Source organism: Pseudomonas sp. ADPe (assembly GCF_014843515.1).
Taxonomy (GTDB): Bacteria; Pseudomonadota; Gammaproteobacteria; order Pseudomonadales; family Pseudomonadaceae; genus Pseudomonas; species Pseudomonas citronellolis.
In genome coordinates, this window is record NZ_CP062122.1 from 6,923,609 (window position 1) to 6,943,037 (window position 19,429).

General features: G+C 68.8%; 21 protein-coding genes. 7 read left to right on the forward strand and 14 right to left on the reverse strand.

All coding sequences use genetic code 11. The features are described 5' to 3' along the window. Positions 1-143: 143 nt before the first annotated feature. From IG194_RS31145 to IG194_RS31160, 4 genes are all read right to left on the reverse strand, one after another. Complete coding sequence (locus IG194_RS31145; protein ID WP_058489896.1) at positions 144-2,588, reverse strand: TonB-dependent siderophore receptor; 2,445 nt, start codon at positions 2,586-2,588, stop codon at positions 144-146. A gap of 122 nt (positions 2,589-2,710) precedes the next feature. Next, the gene (locus tag IG194_RS31150) at positions 2,711-3,685 is read right to left on the reverse strand and encodes a FecR domain-containing protein (protein WP_058489897.1); all 975 of its coding nucleotides are present in this window, start codon (positions 3,683-3,685) and stop codon (positions 2,711-2,713) included. Beyond that, positions 3,682-4,197 carry a sigma-70 family RNA polymerase sigma factor gene (locus IG194_RS31155; RefSeq protein WP_009622368.1) on the reverse strand — a complete coding sequence of 172 codons (516 nt, stop codon included), beginning with the start codon at positions 4,195-4,197 and terminating at the stop codon, positions 3,682-3,684. The genes IG194_RS31150 and IG194_RS31155 overlap by 4 nt, the downstream gene beginning before the upstream one ends. A 121-nt stretch (positions 4,198-4,318) precedes the next feature. Beyond that, complete coding sequence (locus IG194_RS31160) at positions 4,319-4,636, reverse strand: DUF2388 domain-containing protein (RefSeq protein WP_058489898.1); 318 nt, start codon at positions 4,634-4,636, stop codon at positions 4,319-4,321. A 178-nt stretch (positions 4,637-4,814) separates the two neighbouring features. Between IG194_RS31160 and IG194_RS31165 the strand changes: the two genes are divergently transcribed. Next, positions 4,815-5,501, forward strand: coding sequence for a type 1 glutamine amidotransferase domain-containing protein (locus tag IG194_RS31165; RefSeq protein ID WP_058489899.1), 687 nt, complete (start codon positions 4,815-4,817; stop codon positions 5,499-5,501). On the opposite strand, the gene IG194_RS31170 is transcribed toward IG194_RS31165, so the two are convergent. Then, complete coding sequence (locus IG194_RS31170; protein WP_058489900.1) at positions 5,498-6,406, reverse strand: universal stress protein; 909 nt, start codon at positions 6,404-6,406, stop codon at positions 5,498-5,500. The two genes, IG194_RS31165 and IG194_RS31170, sit on opposite strands and share 4 nt — an antisense overlap. Before the next feature lie 190 nt (positions 6,407-6,596). On the opposite strand from IG194_RS31170, the gene IG194_RS31175 reads away from it, so the two are divergent. Continuing rightward, a complete protein-coding gene (locus tag IG194_RS31175; protein ID WP_058489901.1) occupies positions 6,597-7,163 on the forward strand; it encodes a phosphoribosyltransferase family protein in 567 nt (188 codons plus the stop codon). A gap of 2 nt (positions 7,164-7,165) precedes the next feature. Here IG194_RS31175 and IG194_RS31180 read toward each other — a convergent pair whose 3' ends face one another. The 4 genes from IG194_RS31180 to IG194_RS31195 all read right to left on the reverse strand — a co-directional run bounded on the left by IG194_RS31180 (position 7,166) and on the right by IG194_RS31195 (position 9,855). After that, complete coding sequence (locus tag IG194_RS31180) at positions 7,166-7,837, reverse strand: phosphoribosyltransferase (RefSeq protein ID WP_058489902.1); 672 nt, start codon at positions 7,835-7,837, stop codon at positions 7,166-7,168. Between the two features lie 14 nt (positions 7,838-7,851). Continuing rightward, a complete protein-coding gene (locus tag IG194_RS31185; protein WP_058489903.1) occupies positions 7,852-8,316 on the reverse strand; it encodes a CBS domain-containing protein in 465 nt (154 codons plus the stop codon). A 144-nt stretch (positions 8,317-8,460) separates the two neighbouring features. Then, positions 8,461-9,201, reverse strand: a complete 741-nt coding sequence (gene fnr / locus IG194_RS31190) for a fumarate/nitrate reduction transcriptional regulator Fnr (RefSeq protein WP_058489904.1) — start codon at positions 9,199-9,201, stop codon at positions 8,461-8,463. A 111-nt stretch (positions 9,202-9,312) separates the two neighbouring features. Further along, on the reverse strand, positions 9,313-9,855 hold the full coding sequence (locus tag IG194_RS31195; protein WP_043271710.1) for an Hsp20/alpha crystallin family protein: 543 nt from the start codon (positions 9,853-9,855) through the stop codon (positions 9,313-9,315). Positions 9,856-10,060: 205 nt separating this feature from the next. On the opposite strand from IG194_RS31195, the gene IG194_RS31200 reads away from it, so the two are divergent. Both IG194_RS31200 and IG194_RS31205 read left to right on the forward strand, forming a co-directional pair. Beyond that, entirely contained in the window at positions 10,061-10,762 is a 702-nt protein-coding gene (locus tag IG194_RS31200; protein ID WP_064987600.1) for a hypothetical protein, read from the forward strand. Positions 10,763-10,854: 92 nt separating this feature from the next. Beyond that, on the forward strand, positions 10,855-11,751 hold the full coding sequence (locus IG194_RS31205; RefSeq protein WP_043314536.1) for a universal stress protein: 897 nt from the start codon (positions 10,855-10,857) through the stop codon (positions 11,749-11,751). Between the two features lie 79 nt (positions 11,752-11,830). On the opposite strand, the gene IG194_RS31210 is transcribed toward IG194_RS31205, so the two are convergent. From IG194_RS31210 to IG194_RS31220, 3 genes are all read right to left on the reverse strand, one after another. Beyond that, on the reverse strand, positions 11,831-12,028 hold the full coding sequence (locus IG194_RS31210; RefSeq protein ID WP_009622391.1) for a hypothetical protein: 198 nt from the start codon (positions 12,026-12,028) through the stop codon (positions 11,831-11,833). A 15-nt stretch (positions 12,029-12,043) separates the two neighbouring features. After that, entirely contained in the window at positions 12,044-12,607 is a 564-nt protein-coding gene (locus tag IG194_RS31215) for a GNAT family N-acetyltransferase (protein ID WP_009622394.1), read from the reverse strand. A gap of 176 nt (positions 12,608-12,783) precedes the next feature. Then, positions 12,784-13,053, reverse strand: coding sequence for a hypothetical protein (locus tag IG194_RS31220; protein WP_051879039.1), 270 nt, complete (start codon positions 13,051-13,053; stop codon positions 12,784-12,786). 525 nt (positions 13,054-13,578) lie between these two features. Here IG194_RS31220 and IG194_RS31225 point away from each other — a divergent pair. The 3 genes from IG194_RS31225 to IG194_RS31235 are packed head-to-tail and all read left to right on the forward strand — an operon-like array spanning position 13,579 to position 17,377. Further along, entirely contained in the window at positions 13,579-14,937 is a 1,359-nt protein-coding gene (locus IG194_RS31225; RefSeq protein ID WP_058489906.1) for a glutamine synthetase family protein, read from the forward strand. A 44-nt stretch (positions 14,938-14,981) separates the two neighbouring features. Further along, positions 14,982-16,067: a polyamine ABC transporter substrate-binding protein gene (locus IG194_RS31230; protein WP_058489907.1), complete on the forward strand. Its 1,086-nt coding sequence runs from the start codon at positions 14,982-14,984 to the stop codon at positions 16,065-16,067. A gap of 14 nt (positions 16,068-16,081) precedes the next feature. Continuing rightward, positions 16,082-17,377 carry an NAD(P)/FAD-dependent oxidoreductase gene (locus IG194_RS31235; RefSeq protein WP_058489908.1) on the forward strand — a complete coding sequence of 432 codons (1,296 nt, stop codon included), beginning with the start codon at positions 16,082-16,084 and terminating at the stop codon, positions 17,375-17,377. A 310-nt stretch (positions 17,378-17,687) separates the two neighbouring features. Here the strand turns inward: IG194_RS31235 and IG194_RS31240 are convergent, their stop codons facing one another. Together IG194_RS31240 and IG194_RS31245 are read right to left on the reverse strand one after the other, a co-directional pair. Beyond that, positions 17,688-18,569: a helix-turn-helix domain-containing protein gene (locus IG194_RS31240; RefSeq protein ID WP_058489909.1), complete on the reverse strand. Its 882-nt coding sequence runs from the start codon at positions 18,567-18,569 to the stop codon at positions 17,688-17,690. Positions 18,570-18,762: 193 nt separating this feature from the next. Continuing rightward, positions 18,763-19,413 (reverse strand): DUF2931 family protein, encoded by a 651-nt coding sequence (locus IG194_RS31245; protein ID WP_082996309.1) that lies wholly within the window; start codon positions 19,411-19,413, stop codon positions 18,763-18,765. Positions 19,414-19,429: the final 16 nt, after the last annotated feature.

Consider the following 19,429-nt stretch of genomic DNA (forward strand, 5'->3'; position numbering starts at 1 on the left):
GCCAAGGCTCAACCCATCCTACGAAAAGCGCCTCGGTGCAGTCGGCAAGACAGTTGCTCCTATGGTTCCAGGGAAACACGGGCCGTAGGCCACGCCGGACGCCCCGGTGGCACGGGCAGCCCCTCCCCCACAAAACCCCAAACTCAGAAGTTGTAACTCACCGAAGCCGTAACATTGCGCGACGGCCCATAGAAACCAGACCCACCGCTATACAAGCTCATCAGGTACTTGCGATTGGTCAGGTTGTTCAGGTTCAACGACGCACTCCAGTGCTTGTCGATGTCATAGCTCCCCATCAAATCCACCAGCGCATAAGCGTTCTGCCGCACACGGCTGTCGTCGTCGAGCTGGATCGCGCTCTGCCAGCTCACCCGGGTGCCGACCTTGGCCTGGGGCAGGCCAGGCAACTGGTAGGTCAGACTGCTGCGCAGGCTGTGCCGGGGCACGTACTGGCGTGCCTTGTGGCCGTCCGGGTCCTCGATGTGCACGTAGGTGTAGCCGCCCTGCAACTGCAGGCCGGGGGCCAGTTGGCCGCTGGCTTCCAGCTCCGCGCCGCGGCTCTTGAAGTCCTCGCCGTTGTAGATGGTCTCGCCGCCGGGCAGGCTCTGGTCGGTGGCTTCGGCGACGTTGCGCTGGTCGGTCTTGAACAGCGCGGCCGACACGCTCAACTGGTCGTCGAGCAGGCTGCCCTTGATGCCGGCCTCGTAGCTCTTGCCCTCCAGCGGGTCGAGCACCTTGCCCTGGGCGTCCATCACGTACTGCGGGGTGAAGATCTTGGTGTAGCTGGCGTACAGCGAATACTGCTCGTCGAGGTCGTAGACCACGCCGGTGTAGGGCGTCACCTCGCCGTGGATGCGCACGTCGCGGGCGCTGCCGTAGTCGGTGCCGTCGCTGTCGACGCTGAGCATGCGCGCGCCGAGGATCCAGTGCAGCTGGTCGGTGAGGTTCAGCCGCGTGCCGGCGTAGACGCTCTTCTGCCGGTCGGTGAAGCGCGCCATCTCGATGGTGTCGTTGGTGTAGGTCAGGCTCGGCCTGGGCACCGCGCCGCTGAGGGTCTGGCCCAGGTCGGCGTCCATGAACTCGTCTTCGTTGTTGTAGTAGCCGCGGTCGCTGTGCCGCGAGCGGCCGTAGTCCACGCCCAGGGTCAGCTCGTGCTGGCGCCCGCCGAGGCTGAACGGGCCGCTCAGCTGGGCCTCGCCCAGCAGCTGCTTCTCGCCGGAGTGGCTGTGGCTGGGGTCGGCCAGCCAGGGCGTGTCGGCGTCGTTGGCCATCAGGTAGTACATGTCGGCCTGCTGGCTCTGGTCCACGCCGGTGACGTTGAGCTTGCCCTTCCAGCCGCCGCCGAAGTCGTGGGCCAGCTCGACGAAGGCGCGCTGGGTGTGCACGTCCCAGTAGGTCCAGTCCTGGCCGATGTTGGCGCCGCGGCGGCTGTAGTGGATCAGGTTGCCGGCCTGGTCGGTCAGCGGCAGCGCGCCCCAGCTGCTGCCGTTGGAGTTGCTCTTGTTGTCGGAGAAGCCGACCGTCAGGGTGTCCGCCTCGGAGAGGTCGAAGGCCAGCATGCCGCTGAGCACGTTCTTCTCGTGGGAGTAGCGGTCCAGGTAGGAATTGCCGGTCTCGTTGGCATAGATGAAGCGGCCGCGCACGTTGCCCGAGTCGGTCAGCGGGCCGGAGGCGTCGAGGTCGATGCGGCGGGTGCCCCAGGAGCCCACCGACAGCTTCACCTGCGCCTGCGGCGTGTAGGTCGGGCGCTTGCGGATGAAGTTGACGGTGGCCGAGGGGTTGCCGGTGCCGCTCATCAGGCCGTTGGCGCCGTGCAGGATGTCCACCTGCTCATACTCGGCCAGGTCCAGGTCGCCGCTGAGCAGGCCGGCGCTGAACGGCGAGCCGATGCCGTCGTACTCGAAGTTGTTGATGTCGAAGCCGCGCGAGGTGAAGTTGGTGCGGTCGGTCTCGTACTGCTCGACCGTCACCGAGGGCGCGCTGCGCAGCGCGTCCTTCACACTGTTCATGTTGAAGTCGTCCAGCTGCTGGCGCGACAGCGTGGTGACGCCCTGGGGCGTTTCCCGCGGCGTCAGGCCCAGGCGCGTGGTGCTGCTGTCGCTCAGTTGCTGGTAGCCGGTGGGGGTGCCGGCGCCGTTGGCGTTCGCCTGGATCACGGTCGCGGACATGGCCAGGGTGTCGCCGCCCTTGCCGACCACGGTTTCGGCCGGCATCTGCAGGGCTGTGCCGGCGTCCTGCAGGGCGTAGATGCCCGCGCCACGCTGCACCAGTTGCAGGCCGCTGCCGCGCAGCAGCTGCTGGAAGCCCTGCTCGACCGTATAGCGGCCCTTCAGGCCCGGGCTGTTGCGCCCGGCCAGCCTGGCCGGGTCGAACACAAGCTGCACGCCGGCACTGGCGGCGAAGCGGGCCAGCATGTCGCTCAGGGCGCCGGCGCCGATGGCATAGTCGCGCGCGGCCTCGGCGGCCATGGCCACGAACGGGGCCAGGGCCAGCCCGGCGCAGCCCAGGGCCACGCCATGGATCGTCGCCGCCAGGGCCAGGTGGGTGAATCGACGAGTGCCGGAATGCCGTCGGTGCTTCGAAGCCATGTGCTTTGCCATCCTTCAAGCCGCGCCTCGCGCGGGCTGCCCACCCCTCCCCATGAGGCGTGTTCACCCTCTATCCCGGACGAGATGGAAAAAGTGCTCAGGGGGGCGCGAAATTTTTTTCGCTAGCGGGCCGAAACCGTCACCCAGTAGCGGCTCAGGCGCGACACCCGCACCGGCAGCGTCAGCTCCAGGGCGCTCAGCGCCTGGTCCGTGTCCGCCACCGACAGCGCGCCGGAAACGCGCAGCCCGGCCACCTCGGGGTCGCAGCGCAGCAGGCCGTGGCGATAGCGCGCCAGCTCCGCCAGCACCTCCGCCAGCGGCTGGTCGCGGGCCACCAGCATGCCCTGCTCCCAGAGCGCGGCGCTGTCGTCCACCGGCGCGCTGCGCAGCACGCCGCGGGCATCGAACCAGGCCTGCTGGCCGGCAGGAATGCGCACCGCGGCGCCGGCGTGCGGGCGGATCTCCACCTGGTGCGCGAACACCGCCACCTGGCACTGCTCGCCCAGCTGGCGCACGCTGAAGCGCGTGCCCAGCGCCTCGACCACGCCCTGCTGGGCGTCGACCAGGAACGGCCGGCGCGGCGCCAGCGGGTCGGCATGGGTGGTCACCAGCACCTCGCCGGTGCGCAGGCGCAGGCGGCGGGCCGTGGCGTCGAAATGAACGTCCAGCGCCGACACGGTGTTGAGCACCACCTGGCTGCCGTCGGCCAGCGTCAGCGACTTGCGCTCGCCGGTGGCGGTGCTGGCGTCGGCCATCCAGCTGTCCCAGGGGGCGCTGCGCGCCACCAGCCAGCCGGCCGGCGCGGCCACCAGCAGCGCGCTCAACAGGCGCAGCGCACGGCGGCGGCTCAGGCCCTTGAACCCTTCCAGGCCATGCAGCGCCTGGCGGCCCAGCTCCGTGGGCACCGCCTCGAAAGTGCCGAACACCCGCTCGGCGCGCGCCCAGGCCTCGCGGTGCGCATCGCTCTGCCCGCGCCAGCGCTCGAAGGCCTGCCATTGCGCTTCGCCGGGGGCGTCGAAACGCAGCGTCATGATCCACTCGGCGGCCTCCTCCAGCAGCCCGGCCGCCGGTGCGGCGCGGGCCTCCCCGCGGCTCATGGCTCGCAGGCCGTCATGCAGGCCACCAGGGCCTTGTGGATGTGCCGGCGCACGGTGATCAGCGCCATGCCGGTGCGCTCGGCAATCTGCTGCAGGGTGAGTTCGTGGAACTGCGCCAGCAGGAACACCTCGCGCGTCTGGCTCGGCAGGCCGTCGAGCATCGCGTCGATGCGCAGCAGCGACTCGACGATCAGCCAGTGGGTTTCCGGCGCCGGCACCTGCGCCTCGGGCAGGTGCGCGATGGCCTCGCGGTAGGCCCGCTCCACGTCCTGGCGGCGCCACAGGTCGATGACCAGGCCCTTGGCCACCTGCACCAGGTAGCGCCGCGAGTCCGCCAGCGGCGGCGTGCGCCCGGTGCTGAGGATGCGCAGGTAGGTGTCATGGGCGAGGTCCGCCGCGTCCGGGGCATTGCCCAGGCGCTGGCGCAGCCAGCCGAACAGCCAGCCGTGGTGGTCGCCATACAGGCGCTCCAGCGCAACGGCCGGCGAAGCGTGGGACGAAGCGGAAAACATGCGCGGGCATCCTTGGCGGGAACGCCAAAAGAGTGAAAATGAGAAAGCGTCTCATTTTATTTCAATGCCGTGCCTTTCCACAATGCGGACCTCGCCGGCCCCGCGCCCCGGCGAACAAGGCTCAGCCCAGGCTGGCGATGGCCCGGGCCAGCTGCATGTCGCTCAGGCCGGAGCGCGGATGCGCCTGCCGGTAGAAGCGCAGCGCCTGTTCCAGCTGCGCGCCGTGGATGTGCCCATCGGAGGCGATGTACGCCAGGGCATCGTCGCGGGCGGCCCGATAGGTCCGCAGCGGCTGGCTGGTGGACTCGCTGAGCGCCGCGCTGCCCAGGCTGGTGGCGACGGTGAAGTGATCGGACGAGTTGCCTTTCCCGTCCATGGCCCCCGCCTGGCCGGCGGCGGCCAGGAGCGTGGCGATCAGCAATGGGCTTGCGCGTTTCAAGGCATGGCATCCTGCGGCAATGAACCCGCTCTTTTACCCTGCCCTGGCGCTGGTGGCCAGATCAGCCCCTTCATCTCCCATCCCCAGGCCCCTTGACCTTAAAGTTATATTCAAGCTTAGAGTTCCCCCACGCCGCCGATACAGGCCGGCAAGGTCAACCACCGGGAAGGAAGGGCAAATGAGCAAGCGCATTCTCCACGTCGTCAGCAACGTCGCGCACTACGCCGACCCGGCCGACCCCACCGGCCTGTGGCTGTCGGAGCTGACCCACGCCTACGACGTGTTCGCCGACAGGGGCTATGTGCAGCGGATCGTCAGCCCCAAGGGCGGCGTCACGCCGCTGGAGCCGCGCTCGCTCAAATGGCCGAACCGGGATGCCTCGGCCAAGGCCTGGCTGGCCGACGACGCCCACCGGGCGCTGCTCGCCAACACCGCCAAGCCCGGGGACATCGACCCGGCGGACTTCGATGCCATCTACTTCACCGGCGGGCACGCGGTGATGTGGGACTTCCCGGACGACGCCGGCCTGCAGCGCCTCACCCGCGACATCTACGAACGCGGGGGCATAGTCGCGTCGGTCTGCCACGGCTACTGCGGCCTGCTGAACACGACGCTGTCGGACGGCAGCCTGCTGGTGGCGGGGCGCAGGCTCACCGGCTTCTCCTGGCGCGAGGAAATCCTCGCCGGCGTGGCGAAGAAGATGCCCTACAACGCCGAAGAGCAAATGAAGCGGCGCGGCGCGCACTACGAGAAGGCCCTGCTGCCGTTCGTGCCCAAGGTGGTGGTGGATGGCCGCCTGGTGACCGGCCAGAACCCGCAGTCGGCGAAAGCCACGGCGCTGCGGGTGGCCGAACTGCTGCGCTAGGCGCCCTGCTCGCCCGGCTGCAGCGCCAGCACGCTGCCCTGCACATGCTCGATCAGGTGCTCGGTGGTGCTGCCGATCAGCCTGTCCACGGCCCTGCGGTGGATGCGGCCCATCACGGTCACGTCGATGGCGTTCTGCTGGACGAAGTTGGCGATGCCGCGCACCGCCGTACCCATCAGGAAGTGGCGGCGCTCCTCGGGCACGCCGTACTTGTCCGCCAGGGCGACGAAGGGCTTGTGCAGCGCGCCGCGCATCTCCTCGACTAGGTCGACCCAGGCCACGCCGCCCTCGCCGCCGTTGGCCATGTAGGCCGGCATGCAGTCGTAGACGAACAGCAGGTGCAGCTCCGCGTCGCATTGCAGGGCCAGGCCGTTGGCGGCCGCGATGATCCTGTCGTTGATGTCGCTGAGCTGGGTCTGCGGGTCGGACGGGTCCACCGCGGCGACTATCTTGCGCGGCATCGGCTGGCGGATGTCGTTGACCAGCAGCAGGGGCGCCGGGCACTCCCGCAGCAGGTGCCAGTCCAGCGGGGTGACGAAGGAACGCTTGAGCGCCGATTCGTGCCGCACGTCCTTGATCACCATGTCAGGCTGCAACTCGCGGATGTCCTGGAGCATCTCCTCGCGCAGGTTGTCCGCCGCCACTACCGAGGCCGTGACCTCCAGCCCCCGCCCGCGCAGGGCCGCGCATTCGCCTTCCCAGGCCTTGCGCTGCGCCTGCACCAGGCTTTCCCGGGCCTGCTCCATGACCTTGCGGTCCAGCAGGAAGGTCGCGAAGGGCCCCACGTAGACGAGCACGTGCAAGGCCGCATTGCAGGCCGATGCCAGGGCCAGCGCGCGCTGCAGGCCGGGGGAATCGTGCTGCTCGGGGTGGGTCAGGAACAGGAGCTTGCGTGGCTGGCTCATAGCGCACCTCGTGGGTATCCGGCCACGCCGCCAGCGCGCCGGAAGGCAGGGGCCCGCATCGGGCTCGATGGGGGAACTACGGACGAGTTTCAGCCCCCTGGCCTGCGCCGGATTTGCGTTGGATCAAATTCGCCCCTCGCCCGACGCGCGATGGTGAAAGCCATGCCCGGCAACGGCCTGGAGGCCCACCATGGCGACCCCGAACGCTCCGCAACGCCTGACCCTGTACGACGCCCGGGAGTTGGATGCCGTGCTCCAGGCCATGGCGCAGAAGGCCGCCCCGCTGCTGCCCCCGAGCGAAAGCGCGCTGGTCGGCATCGTGCGGCGTGGCGAGCCCCTGGCGCACCGGTTGCAGGAACACCTGGTGCAATGCGGCCACCCGCCCCTGCCCGTCCACGCCCTGAAGGTGAAGCGCTACGCCGACGACCTGAGCCTGCTGCACCCCGAGACGGAACTGACGGAGAACCCGCAACTGGCCGGCATGGACCTCAGCCGCACCACGCTGCTGGTGGTGGACGACGTGCTCTACGAAGGCCATTCGCTGCTGCGCGCCTGCGCCTACCTGGCCCAGCTCGGGGCGCGGCACGTGCTGGCCGGCGTGCTGGTGGACCGCTGCGTGAGCCGCCAACCGGTGCACGCCGACGTGGTGGGGTTGCGCCTGCAGGTGGCCCCGGACGACATCGTCGAATGCAACGTGCCGCCCTACGAGCCGGAGCTGCGCATCGACGTGTTGCGCCACGGCCGGCGCTGCACCTGAGGCTAGGCTTCGCCCGCCTCCCGCCGCCAGGCCCGTTGCAGCAATTCCACCACCTCGGCGTCGCTGGTCTGGGAGAAGTCCAGGTACCAGCGGCCGATGGCGCTGAACGGCTCCGGGGTGAACGGGCAGACCACCTCGTCGACCTCGTGGCGCAGCTCTTCCAGCACTTCCGCCGGCGCCACCGGCACGGCGACGACGATGGCCGCCGGCGCCTGCTGGCGTACCGCGCGCACGGCGGCCAGCATGGTGGCGCCGGTGGCCAGGCCGTCGTCGACCAGTAGCACCTGGCGGCCAGCCAGCTGCGGCATGGGCCGCTGCCCGCGGTAGGCGCGCTCGCGCCGGTGCAGCTCGGCGCTTTCCCTGCGCTCCACCGCCTCCAGGGCGCGCGCATCGACGCCCTGCATCCGCAGCACGTCGTCATTCAGCACCCGCACACCGCCGCTGGCGATGGCGCCCATGGCCAGCTCCGGGTACGAAGGCACGCCGAGCTTGCGCACGATCATCAGGTCCAGTTCCACGTCCAGTTCGCTGGCCACCTCATAGCCGACCGGCACGCCGCCGCGCGGCAGGGCCAGCACTATCGCCCCGGGGCGGCCCCGGTAGGCCGGCAGCAAGCGCGCCAGGGCCTTGCCGGCAGCGGCGCGGTCGACGAAGGGAAGCGTCAGGTCATGCATGGCAGCCACCTCGCCTAGTAGTCGGCTTCACGCTCGCCCTCTTCGCGCAGGTTCTGGAAGCCCACCAGCCGCGAGAGGTCGCGCAGGTTGTCGGCCAGCACGCCGAGCAGGTCGTCCGCCGAGACGATGCCCACCAGCAGCCTCTGCTCGTCGACCACCGGCATCCGCCGGATGCCGGCCTGGCGCATGCGGGTGATGACGTCGAACACATCGTCGCGTTCCTGGGCGGTGACCAGGTTGCGCAGCTGGATGTCGCCGGCCTGGATGCTGCCCGGCTCCGGCTCGTTGTTGGCGACCACCTCCAGCACGATGTCGCGGTCGGTGATGATGCCCACGGGCCGGTAGCGCTCGCGCTCCACCTGCTCGGCGAGCACCAGGTCGCCGACGTGGTATTCGCTCATCAACCGGGCGGCGGTCAGGATGGATACGGTAGGCGCCGCGATGACGACGTCGCGGTTGCAGTATTCGCCGATGGCCATGGCTCGTCTCCTGTGCGGGCAAGCGGACATTCGCTCGCCTTGCACGATGGGCGCGACGCCACGGCCCGACTTTGATCTCGATCAGATTGGCGGCGCGCCCGGCGCCCGCGCCGCGGCCAGCGGATGGACGGCCCGCTCAGCGGCTCACGGGCGCTCCGGCTGCGCCTCCACGCCGCTCAGCCGACACAGGTTCTGACGGTCGAGCAGGCGCACCTCGCGGCCGTGGCATTCGATCAGGCCGGTCTGCACGAAGCGGGTGAACAGCCGGCTGACCGTCTCCATGGTGAGGTCCAGGTAGTTGCCGATGTCGCCGCGGCTCATCGGCAGGGTGAAGCGGTCCTGCGACAGGCCGCGCTGCTGGTAGCGGGCCGACAGGCCGAGGAGGAAGCCGGCCAGGCGCTGTTCGGCGCGCTCGCGGCTGCAACGGATGTGCGCGTACTCGCCCTGGATGCCCTGGCTGAGGATGTGCAGCAGTTGGTGGCGCAGGCCGGGGATGCGCCCGGACAGGTCCTCCAGCTGTTCCAGGCCGATGCTGCACACCATGGAAACCTCCAGCGCCACCGCATAGCCCGGGAAGCGCGGCGAGCCGATGGCGTCCAGCCCCAGCATCTCGCCCGGCAGCACGAAACCGGTCACCTGTTCGCCGCCGTTGGCGTCGAGCAGGTAGCTCTTCAGCGCCCCGGAGCGCACGGCGAACACGTGCTGCATCGGCTCGTCGGCGCGGAACAGGTACTCACCCTTCTGCAGGGGGCGGCTGCGCCGGACGATGCGGTCCAGCTCTTCGACCTCGCCGTCGCTGAGGCTCGCCGGCAGGCACAGGCGGCTCAACGAGCATGCCTGGCAGTTGACCTGCGGGCGCGGCGGGGAGCGGTAAGCGTCGGACATGACGGCGCCTCCGGCAATAAGGGGATTTTCCCACTATAGCCGTTGCGCTTGGCCGCGCTACGCCACTCGACGAAGGGGCGCGCCTGCCGCCAGCAGGCGCGCCCGAGTGCATCAATCGCCGTTCTTCACCGGGATGACCTTCTCCGGGTGCACCGCCTCGGCGCGCTTGGGCAGGTGCACTTGCAGCACGCCCTTGGAGAACTGCGCGTGGACCTTCTCCGCGTCCACTTCCTTGGGCAGCCGGAACACCCGCTCGAAGCTGCCGTAGTGGCGTTCCGACAGGTGGTACTCCTTGCGCTTCTCGTCCTTCTCTTCCTTCTTCTCGCCCTTGATGACCAGGTTGCCGTTGGCCAGCTTCACCTCGATGTCCTTCTCATCCATGCCGGGCAGCTCGGCGCTGATGCGGTACTCCTCGGCCTGCTCGCTGACGTCCACCGCGGGCAGGCCGCGGCTGAACGGCTCGCGCCGCCAGAACGGCTCCACGTCGAAGGCGCTGTGGCCGAAGGGCAGGCGCAGCGGCGTGCGGCCGAAGTCGTCGAACAGGCTGTCGATCTGCCGTCGCAGCGTATCGAAGGGGCTGGCGCCGGGGGTTGGCGCCTTGGCCGGTTGGCTGGGGGACGGCGTGACGGGGACTTGCTTTGCGGGGTCGGACATGGGGAATTCCTCCGCTGGATGAACCGCCTCGGAAATGGGGCGAATCGATTCTGCGACGGCCATGGCGGCTGTCCTTGATCCCGGTCAAAACGCCGGCATCGGCCCCCGCGGCGCAGAACTTGATGACGGTCAAGGCGGCCCGGCCCGCGGCGCCTAGCCTGGACCGAAGCGACGCGTCTGGTCGACCTCGCCAAGGGGGCGCGCAATGGAACGGGTACGGCTACTGGAAGTGCTTTGCCTGCCGGGCACCGGGCAATGCCTGCGCCTGCTGCTGGAGGACGACGCGGGCAGCGCCGTCATACCCGGCCAGTATTGCCTGCTGGGCGCGCATGGCGGGGCCCTGCAGCCGTGCAGCTACATCAGCCTGCCGGAGCACCACGGGCCGTTCATCGTCAGCGCCAGCCACCCCGGCCGGTTCGCGGCCACGGACGGCTGGCTGGACTACCGCGGCCCCCTGGGCGTCGGCTGGCCCCTGCCGCTGCGCGCCGGCCGGCTGCTGGTGGTGGCCAGCGGCAACGGCCTGCTGTCGGTGGCGGCGGCGATCGACGAACTGGCCTGCTGGATGCCCGCGCTGCGCCTGGACCTGATCGCCGACGCCGCCAGCCTGGCGGGCCTGCCCGAGGAATGCCGGCGCTGGCTGCACTCGCTGGGCCTGCTCGACGAAAGGGTCCACGGCGCCTGCCTGCTGGAACGCCTGCACCGGCAACTGCTGGAGCGGCCGCCCGACGTGGTGTTCTGCGCCACCCCGGATTTTCTCGGCCGTAGCGCGGCCCAGGCGTGCCTGCGCAGCGGGGTGCCGGCGGCGAGCATCTGGCTGCGCAACGAGCGCCTGCTGTCGCCGCCTCCGGCCGAAGGACCGGTGGTCCGCTTCGACCGCCTGCCGCCCCCTCTCCACCAGCGTTCTTGATGCGCATCAAAGTGCCCGCACGCGCCCCGGCCCAGGCTCACAGCCACCCAGCCCGCGCCGCCCGTGGCGCGGGCGCCGCTGCGGAGACCGCCATGAACGCCTACTCGCGCCTGCTCCTGATCTGCGACACCCACCAGCACTATTCCGCCGCCATGGCCCGCGCCCAGGCCCTGGCCGGCTCCGCCGGCGCCAGCCTGCACATGCTGATGATCGACAGCCTGGCGCCAGCCCTGAACACCCTCGACTACGACCTGCAGCAACGCGCCCGCAACACCATCCAGGAGCGGCACCAGGCCTGGCTCGACGACCAGGTGGAGCTGCTGCGCGGGCGCGGCATCGAGGCCAGCGCCGAGGCGGTGTGGAGCGACGACCCGCTGCAGGAAGTCCTGCGCCGGGTGCGCGAACGCGGCTTCGACCTGCTGGTCAAGGACGTCCACTACGAAACGGCCGTGAGCCGGGCGCTGATGACGCCGCTGGACTGGCAACTGCTGCGCCAGTGCGCGGTGCCGCTGCACCTGGTCAGCCACGCAGAGCATCCCCTGCCGCGCAAGGTGGTGGCGGCGCTGGACCTGTCCCAGGACGACACCCGCGTCGACGAACTGAACGAGCGCATCGTCGAATCGGCCCAGCAGCTCGCGCTGCAATGCGACGCCGAGCTGCACCTGCTGCAGGCCTACGACCTGAGCAGCAGCTTCCTCGCCTATGCCGTGGGGCCGGTGGCCTGGACCAGCGAAATACAGGAACAGATGAGCGGCCGCGCCACCGAGCGCATGCAGCGCCTGGGCGAACGCTTCGGCATCGAGCAGAAGTGCCTGCACCTTATCAAGGGCGCGGCCAACCGCGTCATCGCCGAATTCGTCGACGACTACCGCATGGATGTGGTGGTCATGGGCACCCTCTACCACGCCGGGCTGGCGAAGATCGTCGGCAGCACCACCGAGCAGGCGCTGTACCGGGTGCACTCCAGCATCCTGGCGATACGCCCCTGAACGGCCGGTGAGCGGCCGCCCCTTGTAGGCGGCCAGGAGGCCCACGGCGCGCCGGCCGTGACCGCGGCCCGTGGAAGGCTCAGCCCGCGCGGCGCTGGGCCTGGCGCTTGTCGGCGTCGCGACGCTGCGCCTCGGCCAGCACGTGGGGCGCGGCGATGCGCTGCTGCAGGCGCTCAAGGTAGGCGTTGGCCTGCTCCGCGTTGCGGAAAGGCACGCGGAACTGGTCGAGCTGGACGTAGCAACGCCCGTCGCCGGTGCACAGCAGTTGGATGTGCATGGCAGCCTCCCCGCTTCAGGTCGCCGGTTGCAGCTGCAGGGTATGGATGGTCTGCGTGGGGTCTTCGGGGTCCTGGTGGCTGCTGAAGCCGAGGAAGCGCACCAGCTCGTGCATCGGCGCGTTGGCTGCCGAATCGATCGAATACATCTGCGTCATGCCGTTGCGCCGGGCGGTTTCGATCAGGTGGCGCATGAGGGCCACCCCCAGGCCGCGGTGCCGCCAGTCATCGGCCACCGTGACCGCGCACTCGCAATGGCCGGCGTCGGCGCCGCGGGCGTAGCGGCTGACGCCCACTTCCACCAGCTCGCCGTCCTGGTGCACCAGGGCGATGTAGGCGGCGCTGTCGTGGAAGTCCACCGTCATCAACTGGTCGAGCAGTGCCGGGCTGACCTCGCGCATGCTGCACAGGAAGCGGAAATGCCGCGCCTCCGGCGACAGCCGGGCGATGAAGTCCGCCTCGCGCTGGCGGTCTTCCGCGCGCAACGGCCGGATCAGAACATGACTGCCGTCGGGCAGGGCCTCGACCCAATGCTCGTCGGGGGCTTCGGTGGTGGGCTGTGAAGGCTGGGTGGTGGGCATGGAAACCTCCTGGCGTGGCGCCGGCGTGGGAAGGAACCGCCGGGTCACTTGTACGCCGCGGGGCGAACGGAAGTTTGACCACGATCAAATCACGGGGAGGACGACGCTGCCGGCGGTCGAACGGTACGCCGCCAGCGCCGCCCCGTCATGGCCCCGGCGCGCCCGGGGCCGGGGCATTACCCTCGCTTGACCTGCGCCAGCTCGTACAGCTGCCGCGCTTCCGCCGCCAGCGGCGCAAGCGCGGCAGCCATGCGGGCCTGGAGGTGGGTCAGGGGCATTTCGTCGGCGCTGTCCTCCAGCATGTGCAGCAGGTCTTCCAGCGCGCTCAGGCGGCGGACGGCGGCTTCGTGGAGGTGGTCGGCGGGGGCGTTGGGGTTGACGTACAGCACGTCGTCGTGGGGCTCGGTGGCCGGGCTGAGGGGGATGAGGGGAACGAGGTCAGCCATGACGGACCTCCTGGCGGGTGCTGCGGGGGTGTTGCTTGGACTGAACGACAAGGCGATGCATGTTCCGTCTTGCTCCTCTATGGGATATGGGAGCCGCCTCCTGGAAGGGAGAGGCGGACCGTGCCAGGGTAGGAATACCGTCACAAGACAACCGGCAGGCCGAAGCCTCCTCGCACGGTCCGCCATGGAACCGCAGGGCCTTGGATACACGCCTGCCCTGCGGCAATGGCGCTACCGCACGTCTTGCGATATTCCGGGGTTCCTACGCCCCACCACGGGCGAACCGTGGCAGACGGAATCTACGGATGCGCCTTGTAAGGGCTCAAGGCAGTTGCCGCGACGGAAACTTCCCCTGATTCCGCCCGAAGAATCGCCACAAGTCCCCCGCCCTGCGCCCCCCGCGGCCTCAAGCGTGCGGAAAGTGGATAGAACGCCCCCGCCCGGTGGACGAAACTAGCCCCGCGGCCAGGCAGCGCCACGCTGCCGGCGCCCCCACCCAGAACCCATGAACCATCCGAGGCTTGTATGAGCACCCCCGCCGAGCAACTGGAGCAACGGCTGAAGCAGCAGAAAATCACCGAAGTCGAATGCGTGGTCAGCGACCTGACCGGCATCGCCCGCGGCAAGATTTCCCCCACCAACAAGTTCCTCGGCGAAGGGGGCATGCGGCTCCCGGAAAGTGTGCTGCTGCAGACCGTCACCGGCGATTTCGTCGATGACGACGTCTATTACGAGCTGCTGGACGAAGCCGACATCGACATGGTCTGCAAGCCCGACCCGGACGCCATCTTCGTGGTGCCCTGGGCGCTGGAGCCGACCGCGATGGTCATCCACGACACCTTCGACAAATACGGCAACCCCATCGAGCTGTCGCCGCGCAACGTGCTCAAGCGCGTGCTGAAGCTGTACGCCGACAAGGGCTGGAGCCCGGTGGTGGCGCCGGAGATGGAGTTCTACCTGACCAAGCGCAGCAGCGACCCGGACTTCCCCCTGGAAGCCCCGGTGGGCCGCTCGGGCCGCGCCGAGAGCGGCCGGCAGAGCTTCTCCATCGACGCCGCCAACGAGTTCGACCCGCTGTTCGAAGACGTCTACGACTGGTGCGAACTGCAGGGCCTGGACCTGGACACGCTGATCCACGAGGACGGCCCGGCGCAGATGGAGATCAACTTCCGCCACGGCGACGCGCTGCACCTGGCCGACCAGATCACCGTGTTCAAGCGCACCATGCGCGAGGCCGCGCTCAAGCACGACGTGAGCGCCACCTTCATGGCCAAGCCGATCACCGACGAGCCGGGCAGCGCCATGCACATCCACCAGAGCGTGCTGGACATCGCCAGCGGCAAAAACGTCTTCGCCAACGAGGACGGCTCCATGAGCGAGCTGTTCCTGCACTTCATCGGCGGCCTGCAGAAGTACATCCCGAAAGTGCTGCCGATGTTCGCGCCGAACGTGAACTCCTTCCGCCGCTTCCTGCCGGACACCTCCGCGCCGGTGAACGTCGAGTGGGGCGAAGAGAACCGCACCGTGGGCCTGCGCGTGCCGGCCGCCCCGCCCGCGGCCATGCGCGTGGAGAACCGCCTGCCCGGCGCCGACGCCAACCCCTACCTGGCGCTGGCCGCCAGCCTGCTGTGCGGCTACCTGGGCATGGTCGAGCAGCTGAACCCCAGCGCGCCGGTGCAGGGCCGCGCCTACGAGCGCCGCAACCTGCGCCTGCCGATCACCATCGAGGACGCCCTGGCGCAGATGGAAGACTGTGAGGTGCTCGGCGAATATCTGGGCCGCAAGTTCGTGCAGGGCTACGTCGCGGTGAAGCGCACCGAGCACGAGAACTACAAGCGGGTGATCAGTTCCTGGGAGCGCGAGTTCCTGCTGCTGAGCGTCTGATCCGCCCTTTTCGCCTCAACCACAACAACAATTCAGGAGTCGTCATGAGACTGCTGCGCTACCTTGCGCCCTTCGCCCTGGCCACGCTGGCCGCGGGCGCCCACGCCGAACCGACCGTGAGCGTGTACAACTGGACCGACTACATCGCCCCGGACACCCTCGGCGGCTTCCAGAAGGCCACCGGCATCAAGCCGGTCTACGACGTCTTCGATTCCAACGAAACCCTGGAAGGCAAGCTGCTGGCCGGCCGCTCCGGCTACGACGTGGTGGTGCCCTCCAACCACTTCCTCACCCGCCAGGTGCAGGCCGGGGTGTTCCTGGAGCTGGACCGCAGCAAGCTGCCGAACTGGAAGCACCTGGACCCGCAGCTGCTCAAGCTGCTGGAGCAGAACGACCCGGGCAACAAGCACTCGGTGCCCTACCTGTGGGGCACCAACGGCATCGGCTACAACGTGGCGAAGGTCAAGCAGGTGCTGGGCGTCGACCGCATCGATTCCTGGGCGGTGCTGTTCGAGCCGGAGAACATCAAGAAGCTCAGCGCCTGCGGGGTGGCCTTCATGGACTCGCCCGACGAGATGATCCCCTCGGTGCTCAACTACCTGGGCCTGGACCCCAACAGCACCAACCCGGCGGACTACCCGAAGGCCGAGGCCAAGCTGGCGGCGGTGCGCCCCTACGTCACCTACTTCCACTCCTCGAAGTACATCTCGGACCTGGCCAACGGCAACATCTGCGTGGCCTTCGGCTACTCCGGCGACGTGTTCCAGGCCGCCGCGCGGGCCCGGGAAGCGAAGAACGGCATCGAGATCGCCTACGCCATTCCCAAGGAAGGCGCGAACCTGTGGTTCGACCTGATGGCCATTCCCTCGGACGCGACGCACCCCGAGCAGGCGTTGGCCTTCATCAACTACGTTCTCGATCCGCAGGTGATCGCCGGCATCAGCGAGTACGTCGGCTACCCCAGCGCCAACGCCGACGCCAAGGCGCTGCTGCCCGCCCAGATGCAGAACGACCCCGAGGTCTACCCGAGCCAGCAGGTGCTGGACAAGCTGTACATCGCCAAGGCGCCGCCGCCCAAGATCATGCGCCTGATGACCCGCAGCTGGAGCAAGATCAAGTTCAACCAATGAAGCGAGAGCGAGCCATGAGCCACACCGACGAGCAGGTCGCGTCCTACTACGCCGCCAGCGCCCGGGACAAACAGCCCTACCCTGCGCTGGAGGGCGAGGTTCGCGCGGACGTCTGTGTCGTCGGCGGCGGGCTCACCGGCGTCAACACCGCGCTGGAGCTGGCCCAGCGCGGCCTCAGCGTGGTGCTGCTGGAGGCCCGCTGCATCGGCTGGGGCGCCAGCGGGCGCAACGGCGGCCAGCTGATCCGCGGCATCGGCCACGACGTCAGCGGCTTCGCCAAGTACGTCGGCGAGGAAGGCGTGCGCTACCTGGAGCGGGCCGGCACCGAGTCGGTAGAGCTGGTGGCGCAGCGCATCCGCGACCTGGCCATCGAATGCGACCTGCGCTGGGGCTTCTGCGAGCTGGCCAACACCCCGGCGCAATATGCCGGCCTGGTGGAGGAGCACGCCCAGCTGAGCGCCCAGGGCTACCCGCACGAGACGCATCTGGTGGCGCCGGAGCGCATCCGCGAGGTGGTGGCCAGCGACCAGTACGCCGGCGGCCTGGTGGACATGGGCTCCGGGCACCTGCACCCGCTCGACCTGGTGCGCGCCGAGGCCCGCGCGGCGGCCGCCCTGGGCGCCAGGGTGTTCGAACGCAGCCCCGCCCTGCGCATCGAGCATGGCCGCCAGGCGGTGGTGCACTGCGCGCGGGGCCGGGTGCTGGCCGACAACCTGGTGCTCGGCTGCAACGCGCACCTGGAGGAACTGGAACCGCGCCTGACCGGCAAGGTGCTACCCGCCGGCAGCTACGTGGTGGCCAGCGAGCCGCTGCCCGAGACGCTGGCGGCGCAGCTGATCCCGCAGAACATGGCGCTGTGCGACCAGAAGGTGGGCCTGGACTACTACCGCCTGACGGCCGACCGCCGCCTGCTGTTCGGCGGCGCCTGCCACTATTCCGGACGCGACCCGAAGGACATCGGCGCCTACATGCGGCCGAAGGTGCTCAAGGTGTTCCCGCAACTGGCGGACGTAAGGCTGGACTACCAGTGGGGCGGCATGATCGGCATCACCGCCAACCGCTTCCCCCAGGTGGGGCGGCTCAAGGCGCAGCCGAACGTGTTCTTCGCCCAGGGCTACTCCGGCCACGGGCTGAACGTCACGCACTGGTCGGCAAAGCTGCTGGCGGAGGCCATCCACAGCGGCCACAGCCAGGGCCTGGACCTGTTCAGCGCGGTGCCGCACCTGACCTTCCCCGGCGGCAAGCTGCTGCGCTCGCCGCTGCTGGCGCTGGGCATGGCCTGGTACCGGATACGCGAGAAGCTGGGCTGAGGCCGCGCCGAAATGCTCTTCGGCAAACACAACACCCGTAGGATGGGTTGAGCGAAGCGATACCCATCATTTCTTTGCGTGGCGCGAAGAGCTTTTCGTAGGAGCGAGCTTGCTCGCGAACGGTGTTTCCCGGTGGCGTAGGTGCTGGGCACAAGAGCGCCCTCTCCCCAACCCTCTCCCGCAAGCGGGAGAGGGGGCTGTCCTGAGTGCGCTGGTAGTCCAGCGCCATCCTCGCACCCCGTATTTCCGGCGAACACCGTAGGGCGCATAACCGTTCGCGGTTATCCGCCGCTGGCCGAAGGTAACGGCGCTAAGGCCGGGCACCCTGCCTGACAGTAGCCTTGGGATACTCACCGAACAGCGCATGGTAGGACTGGGAGAAGCGCCCCAGGTGCCAGAACGACCACTTCATCGCCACCTCGGCGACGGTCATGCCCGACTCGGCGGCGCCCAGCAGGTCGCGGCGGGCGGCGTTCAGGCGGCGGTTGCGCAGCCAGACGATGGGCGGCATGCCGGCGTAACGCAGGAAGGATTGCTGCAGGGTGCGCGGCGAAACGCCCGCCTTCGCGGCCAGCTCGGCCATGGCGAAGTTCTCCTCGGGGCAATCGTTCACCACGTCCTTGACCCGCTGCACCACGCGCTTGGCCTGGACGATGGAGCGCGAACGCTGCTCGTCGCCGGCCGGCGCCTCGCAGAGCAGGGAGAAGCAATTGGCGACTATGGCCTGCGCCACGCCGGGGGCCTCCACCGGATGGCGCCCGGCGCCTGCGCCGGCGAGCAGGTCGCTCAGCGACGCGGCCAGCGAACGGCAACCGTCGGAGCGCAAGGGCGTCAGCACCAGGTCGGTGAAGTCGTCCAGCGCCTGGCCCCACTGCCCCGCCTGCTTGATCACCACCGCCACCTCGCGATAGTTCTCCGGCGTGACCCAGGCGTTGCGCGTCTCGCCATCGAGCAGGTAGAGGGTGTTCTCCGACATGTCGAAGCTGAACACCAGCGCGCCGGGCGGCGCGTGGAACTCCTGCTCCACGCGCAGGTTCATCTGCTCCTCGTAGAGCTCGATGCCCTCGACCTCGGCATGCAGGATGCGCCCGGCGAAACGCCCGGCGGACATCTGCGTGTACTGCTGCTCCCAACCCGGAATGGCTATCCGCTGCTGATCGACTTCCTGCGCTTCGACAACCCTGATCACCATACCCGGGGCCTGTGTTCTTCTTAGGCCGCGAAGGCTATCAATGGCGGCGAAGGTGGTGCAAGCGGCAACCCGTGCCGGCGGCCCGGGACGGCCTCCCTGCGGGTCCGGGGGGTGGTGTCACGCCGGGCCCGGGGATGCCCTGCCCGCCCCGGCCGCCACCAAAGGCGTTGAGAAAATCGACAGGGTTGCGTGCTCACCAGGAGCCGTAGGGAATGCCGTGTTTTTCGATATAGGCCTTCGATGTCTCGGACAGAGGTCTGTGCTTCCCGTCCGATGTCCCGCCATAGGGGCCCTTCTTCACAATTTCACCTTGTACCCGTGTCACCTCGATGGGGGCTAGGCACGGGCCCGCCAGCCAGACCTTTGCGATCCCCCCAGGGGCCAGCCCAACGGTCAGTGTTTCCCGGTAGTCCGTTATCCATTTGCCTGTGGCTGGGCAATGGGCCCGCTCGCCCTTGAGCATGGCCTGCCGGGCCGCTTCGGGAATGACGATGTAGGCCGCGTAGGTCTGCGGTTCGACCAGCGATTGCCAGCGTACATAGATCAATCGCGGTAGATCGGCACCGCGTACATACTTGCCAGCTCCGCCTCCGGGCCGCTTGGGCCAGCCGGATGGATCACTCTGAAGATCCTTTGGCCTTTGAGTCGAGGCAATGCCACTCATGGCTCGACGAAATACCCGTTCTCGCACATCCACCACATCAGCGGTCTCGACCCACACCTCCATGTAATTGGGTGTGCCAAAGCCGAGGAACCAGGCATCGTAGGGCAGTTCTACATTGCGCAGATAGCAGCCGTTGCTTCCATTCAGTTCAACGCGCAGGCAGAAGCCATCGGCCCGCATTTCCATATCCTTGAAT

Bases quoted from the DNA above. Each gene is read 5' to 3' on its own strand.
- IG194_RS31145 (WP_058489896.1), bottom strand. From the start codon at position 2,588: ATGGCTTCGAAGCACCGACGGCATTCCGGCACTCGTCGATTCACCCAC.
- IG194_RS31150 (WP_058489897.1), bottom strand. From the start codon at position 3,685: ATGAGCCGCGGGGAGGCCCGCGCCGCACCGGCGGCCGGGCTGCTGGAG.
- IG194_RS31155 (WP_009622368.1), bottom strand. From the start codon at position 4,197: ATGTTTTCCGCTTCGTCCCACGCTTCGCCGGCCGTTGCGCTGGAGCGC.
- IG194_RS31165 (WP_058489899.1), top strand. From the start codon at position 4,815: ATGAGCAAGCGCATTCTCCACGTCGTCAGCAACGTCGCGCACTACGCC.
- IG194_RS31170 (WP_058489900.1), bottom strand. From the start codon at position 6,406: ATGAGCCAGCCACGCAAGCTCCTGTTCCTGACCCACCCCGAGCAGCAC.
- IG194_RS31175 (WP_058489901.1), top strand. From the start codon at position 6,597: ATGGCGACCCCGAACGCTCCGCAACGCCTGACCCTGTACGACGCCCGG.
- IG194_RS31180 (WP_058489902.1), bottom strand. From the start codon at position 7,837: ATGCATGACCTGACGCTTCCCTTCGTCGACCGCGCCGCTGCCGGCAAG.
- IG194_RS31185 (WP_058489903.1), bottom strand. From the start codon at position 8,316: ATGGCCATCGGCGAATACTGCAACCGCGACGTCGTCATCGCGGCGCCT.
- fnr (WP_058489904.1), bottom strand. From the start codon at position 9,201: ATGTCCGACGCTTACCGCTCCCCGCCGCGCCCGCAGGTCAACTGCCAG.
- IG194_RS31195 (WP_043271710.1), bottom strand. From the start codon at position 9,855: ATGTCCGACCCCGCAAAGCAAGTCCCCGTCACGCCGTCCCCCAGCCAA.
- IG194_RS31200 (WP_064987600.1), top strand. From the start codon at position 10,061: ATGGAACGGGTACGGCTACTGGAAGTGCTTTGCCTGCCGGGCACCGGG.
- IG194_RS31205 (WP_043314536.1), top strand. From the start codon at position 10,855: ATGAACGCCTACTCGCGCCTGCTCCTGATCTGCGACACCCACCAGCAC.
- IG194_RS31210 (WP_009622391.1), bottom strand. From the start codon at position 12,028: ATGCACATCCAACTGCTGTGCACCGGCGACGGGCGTTGCTACGTCCAG.
- IG194_RS31215 (WP_009622394.1), bottom strand. From the start codon at position 12,607: ATGCCCACCACCCAGCCTTCACAGCCCACCACCGAAGCCCCCGACGAG.
- IG194_RS31220 (WP_051879039.1), bottom strand. From the start codon at position 13,053: ATGGCTGACCTCGTTCCCCTCATCCCCCTCAGCCCGGCCACCGAGCCC.
- IG194_RS31225 (WP_058489906.1), top strand. From the start codon at position 13,579: ATGAGCACCCCCGCCGAGCAACTGGAGCAACGGCTGAAGCAGCAGAAA.
- IG194_RS31230 (WP_058489907.1), top strand. From the start codon at position 14,982: ATGAGACTGCTGCGCTACCTTGCGCCCTTCGCCCTGGCCACGCTGGCC.
- IG194_RS31235 (WP_058489908.1), top strand. From the start codon at position 16,082: ATGAGCCACACCGACGAGCAGGTCGCGTCCTACTACGCCGCCAGCGCC.
- IG194_RS31240 (WP_058489909.1), bottom strand. From the start codon at position 18,569: ATGGTGATCAGGGTTGTCGAAGCGCAGGAAGTCGATCAGCAGCGGATA.
- IG194_RS31245 (WP_082996309.1), bottom strand. From the start codon at position 19,413: ATGCGGGCCGATGGCTTCTGCCTGCGCGTTGAACTGAATGGAAGCAAC.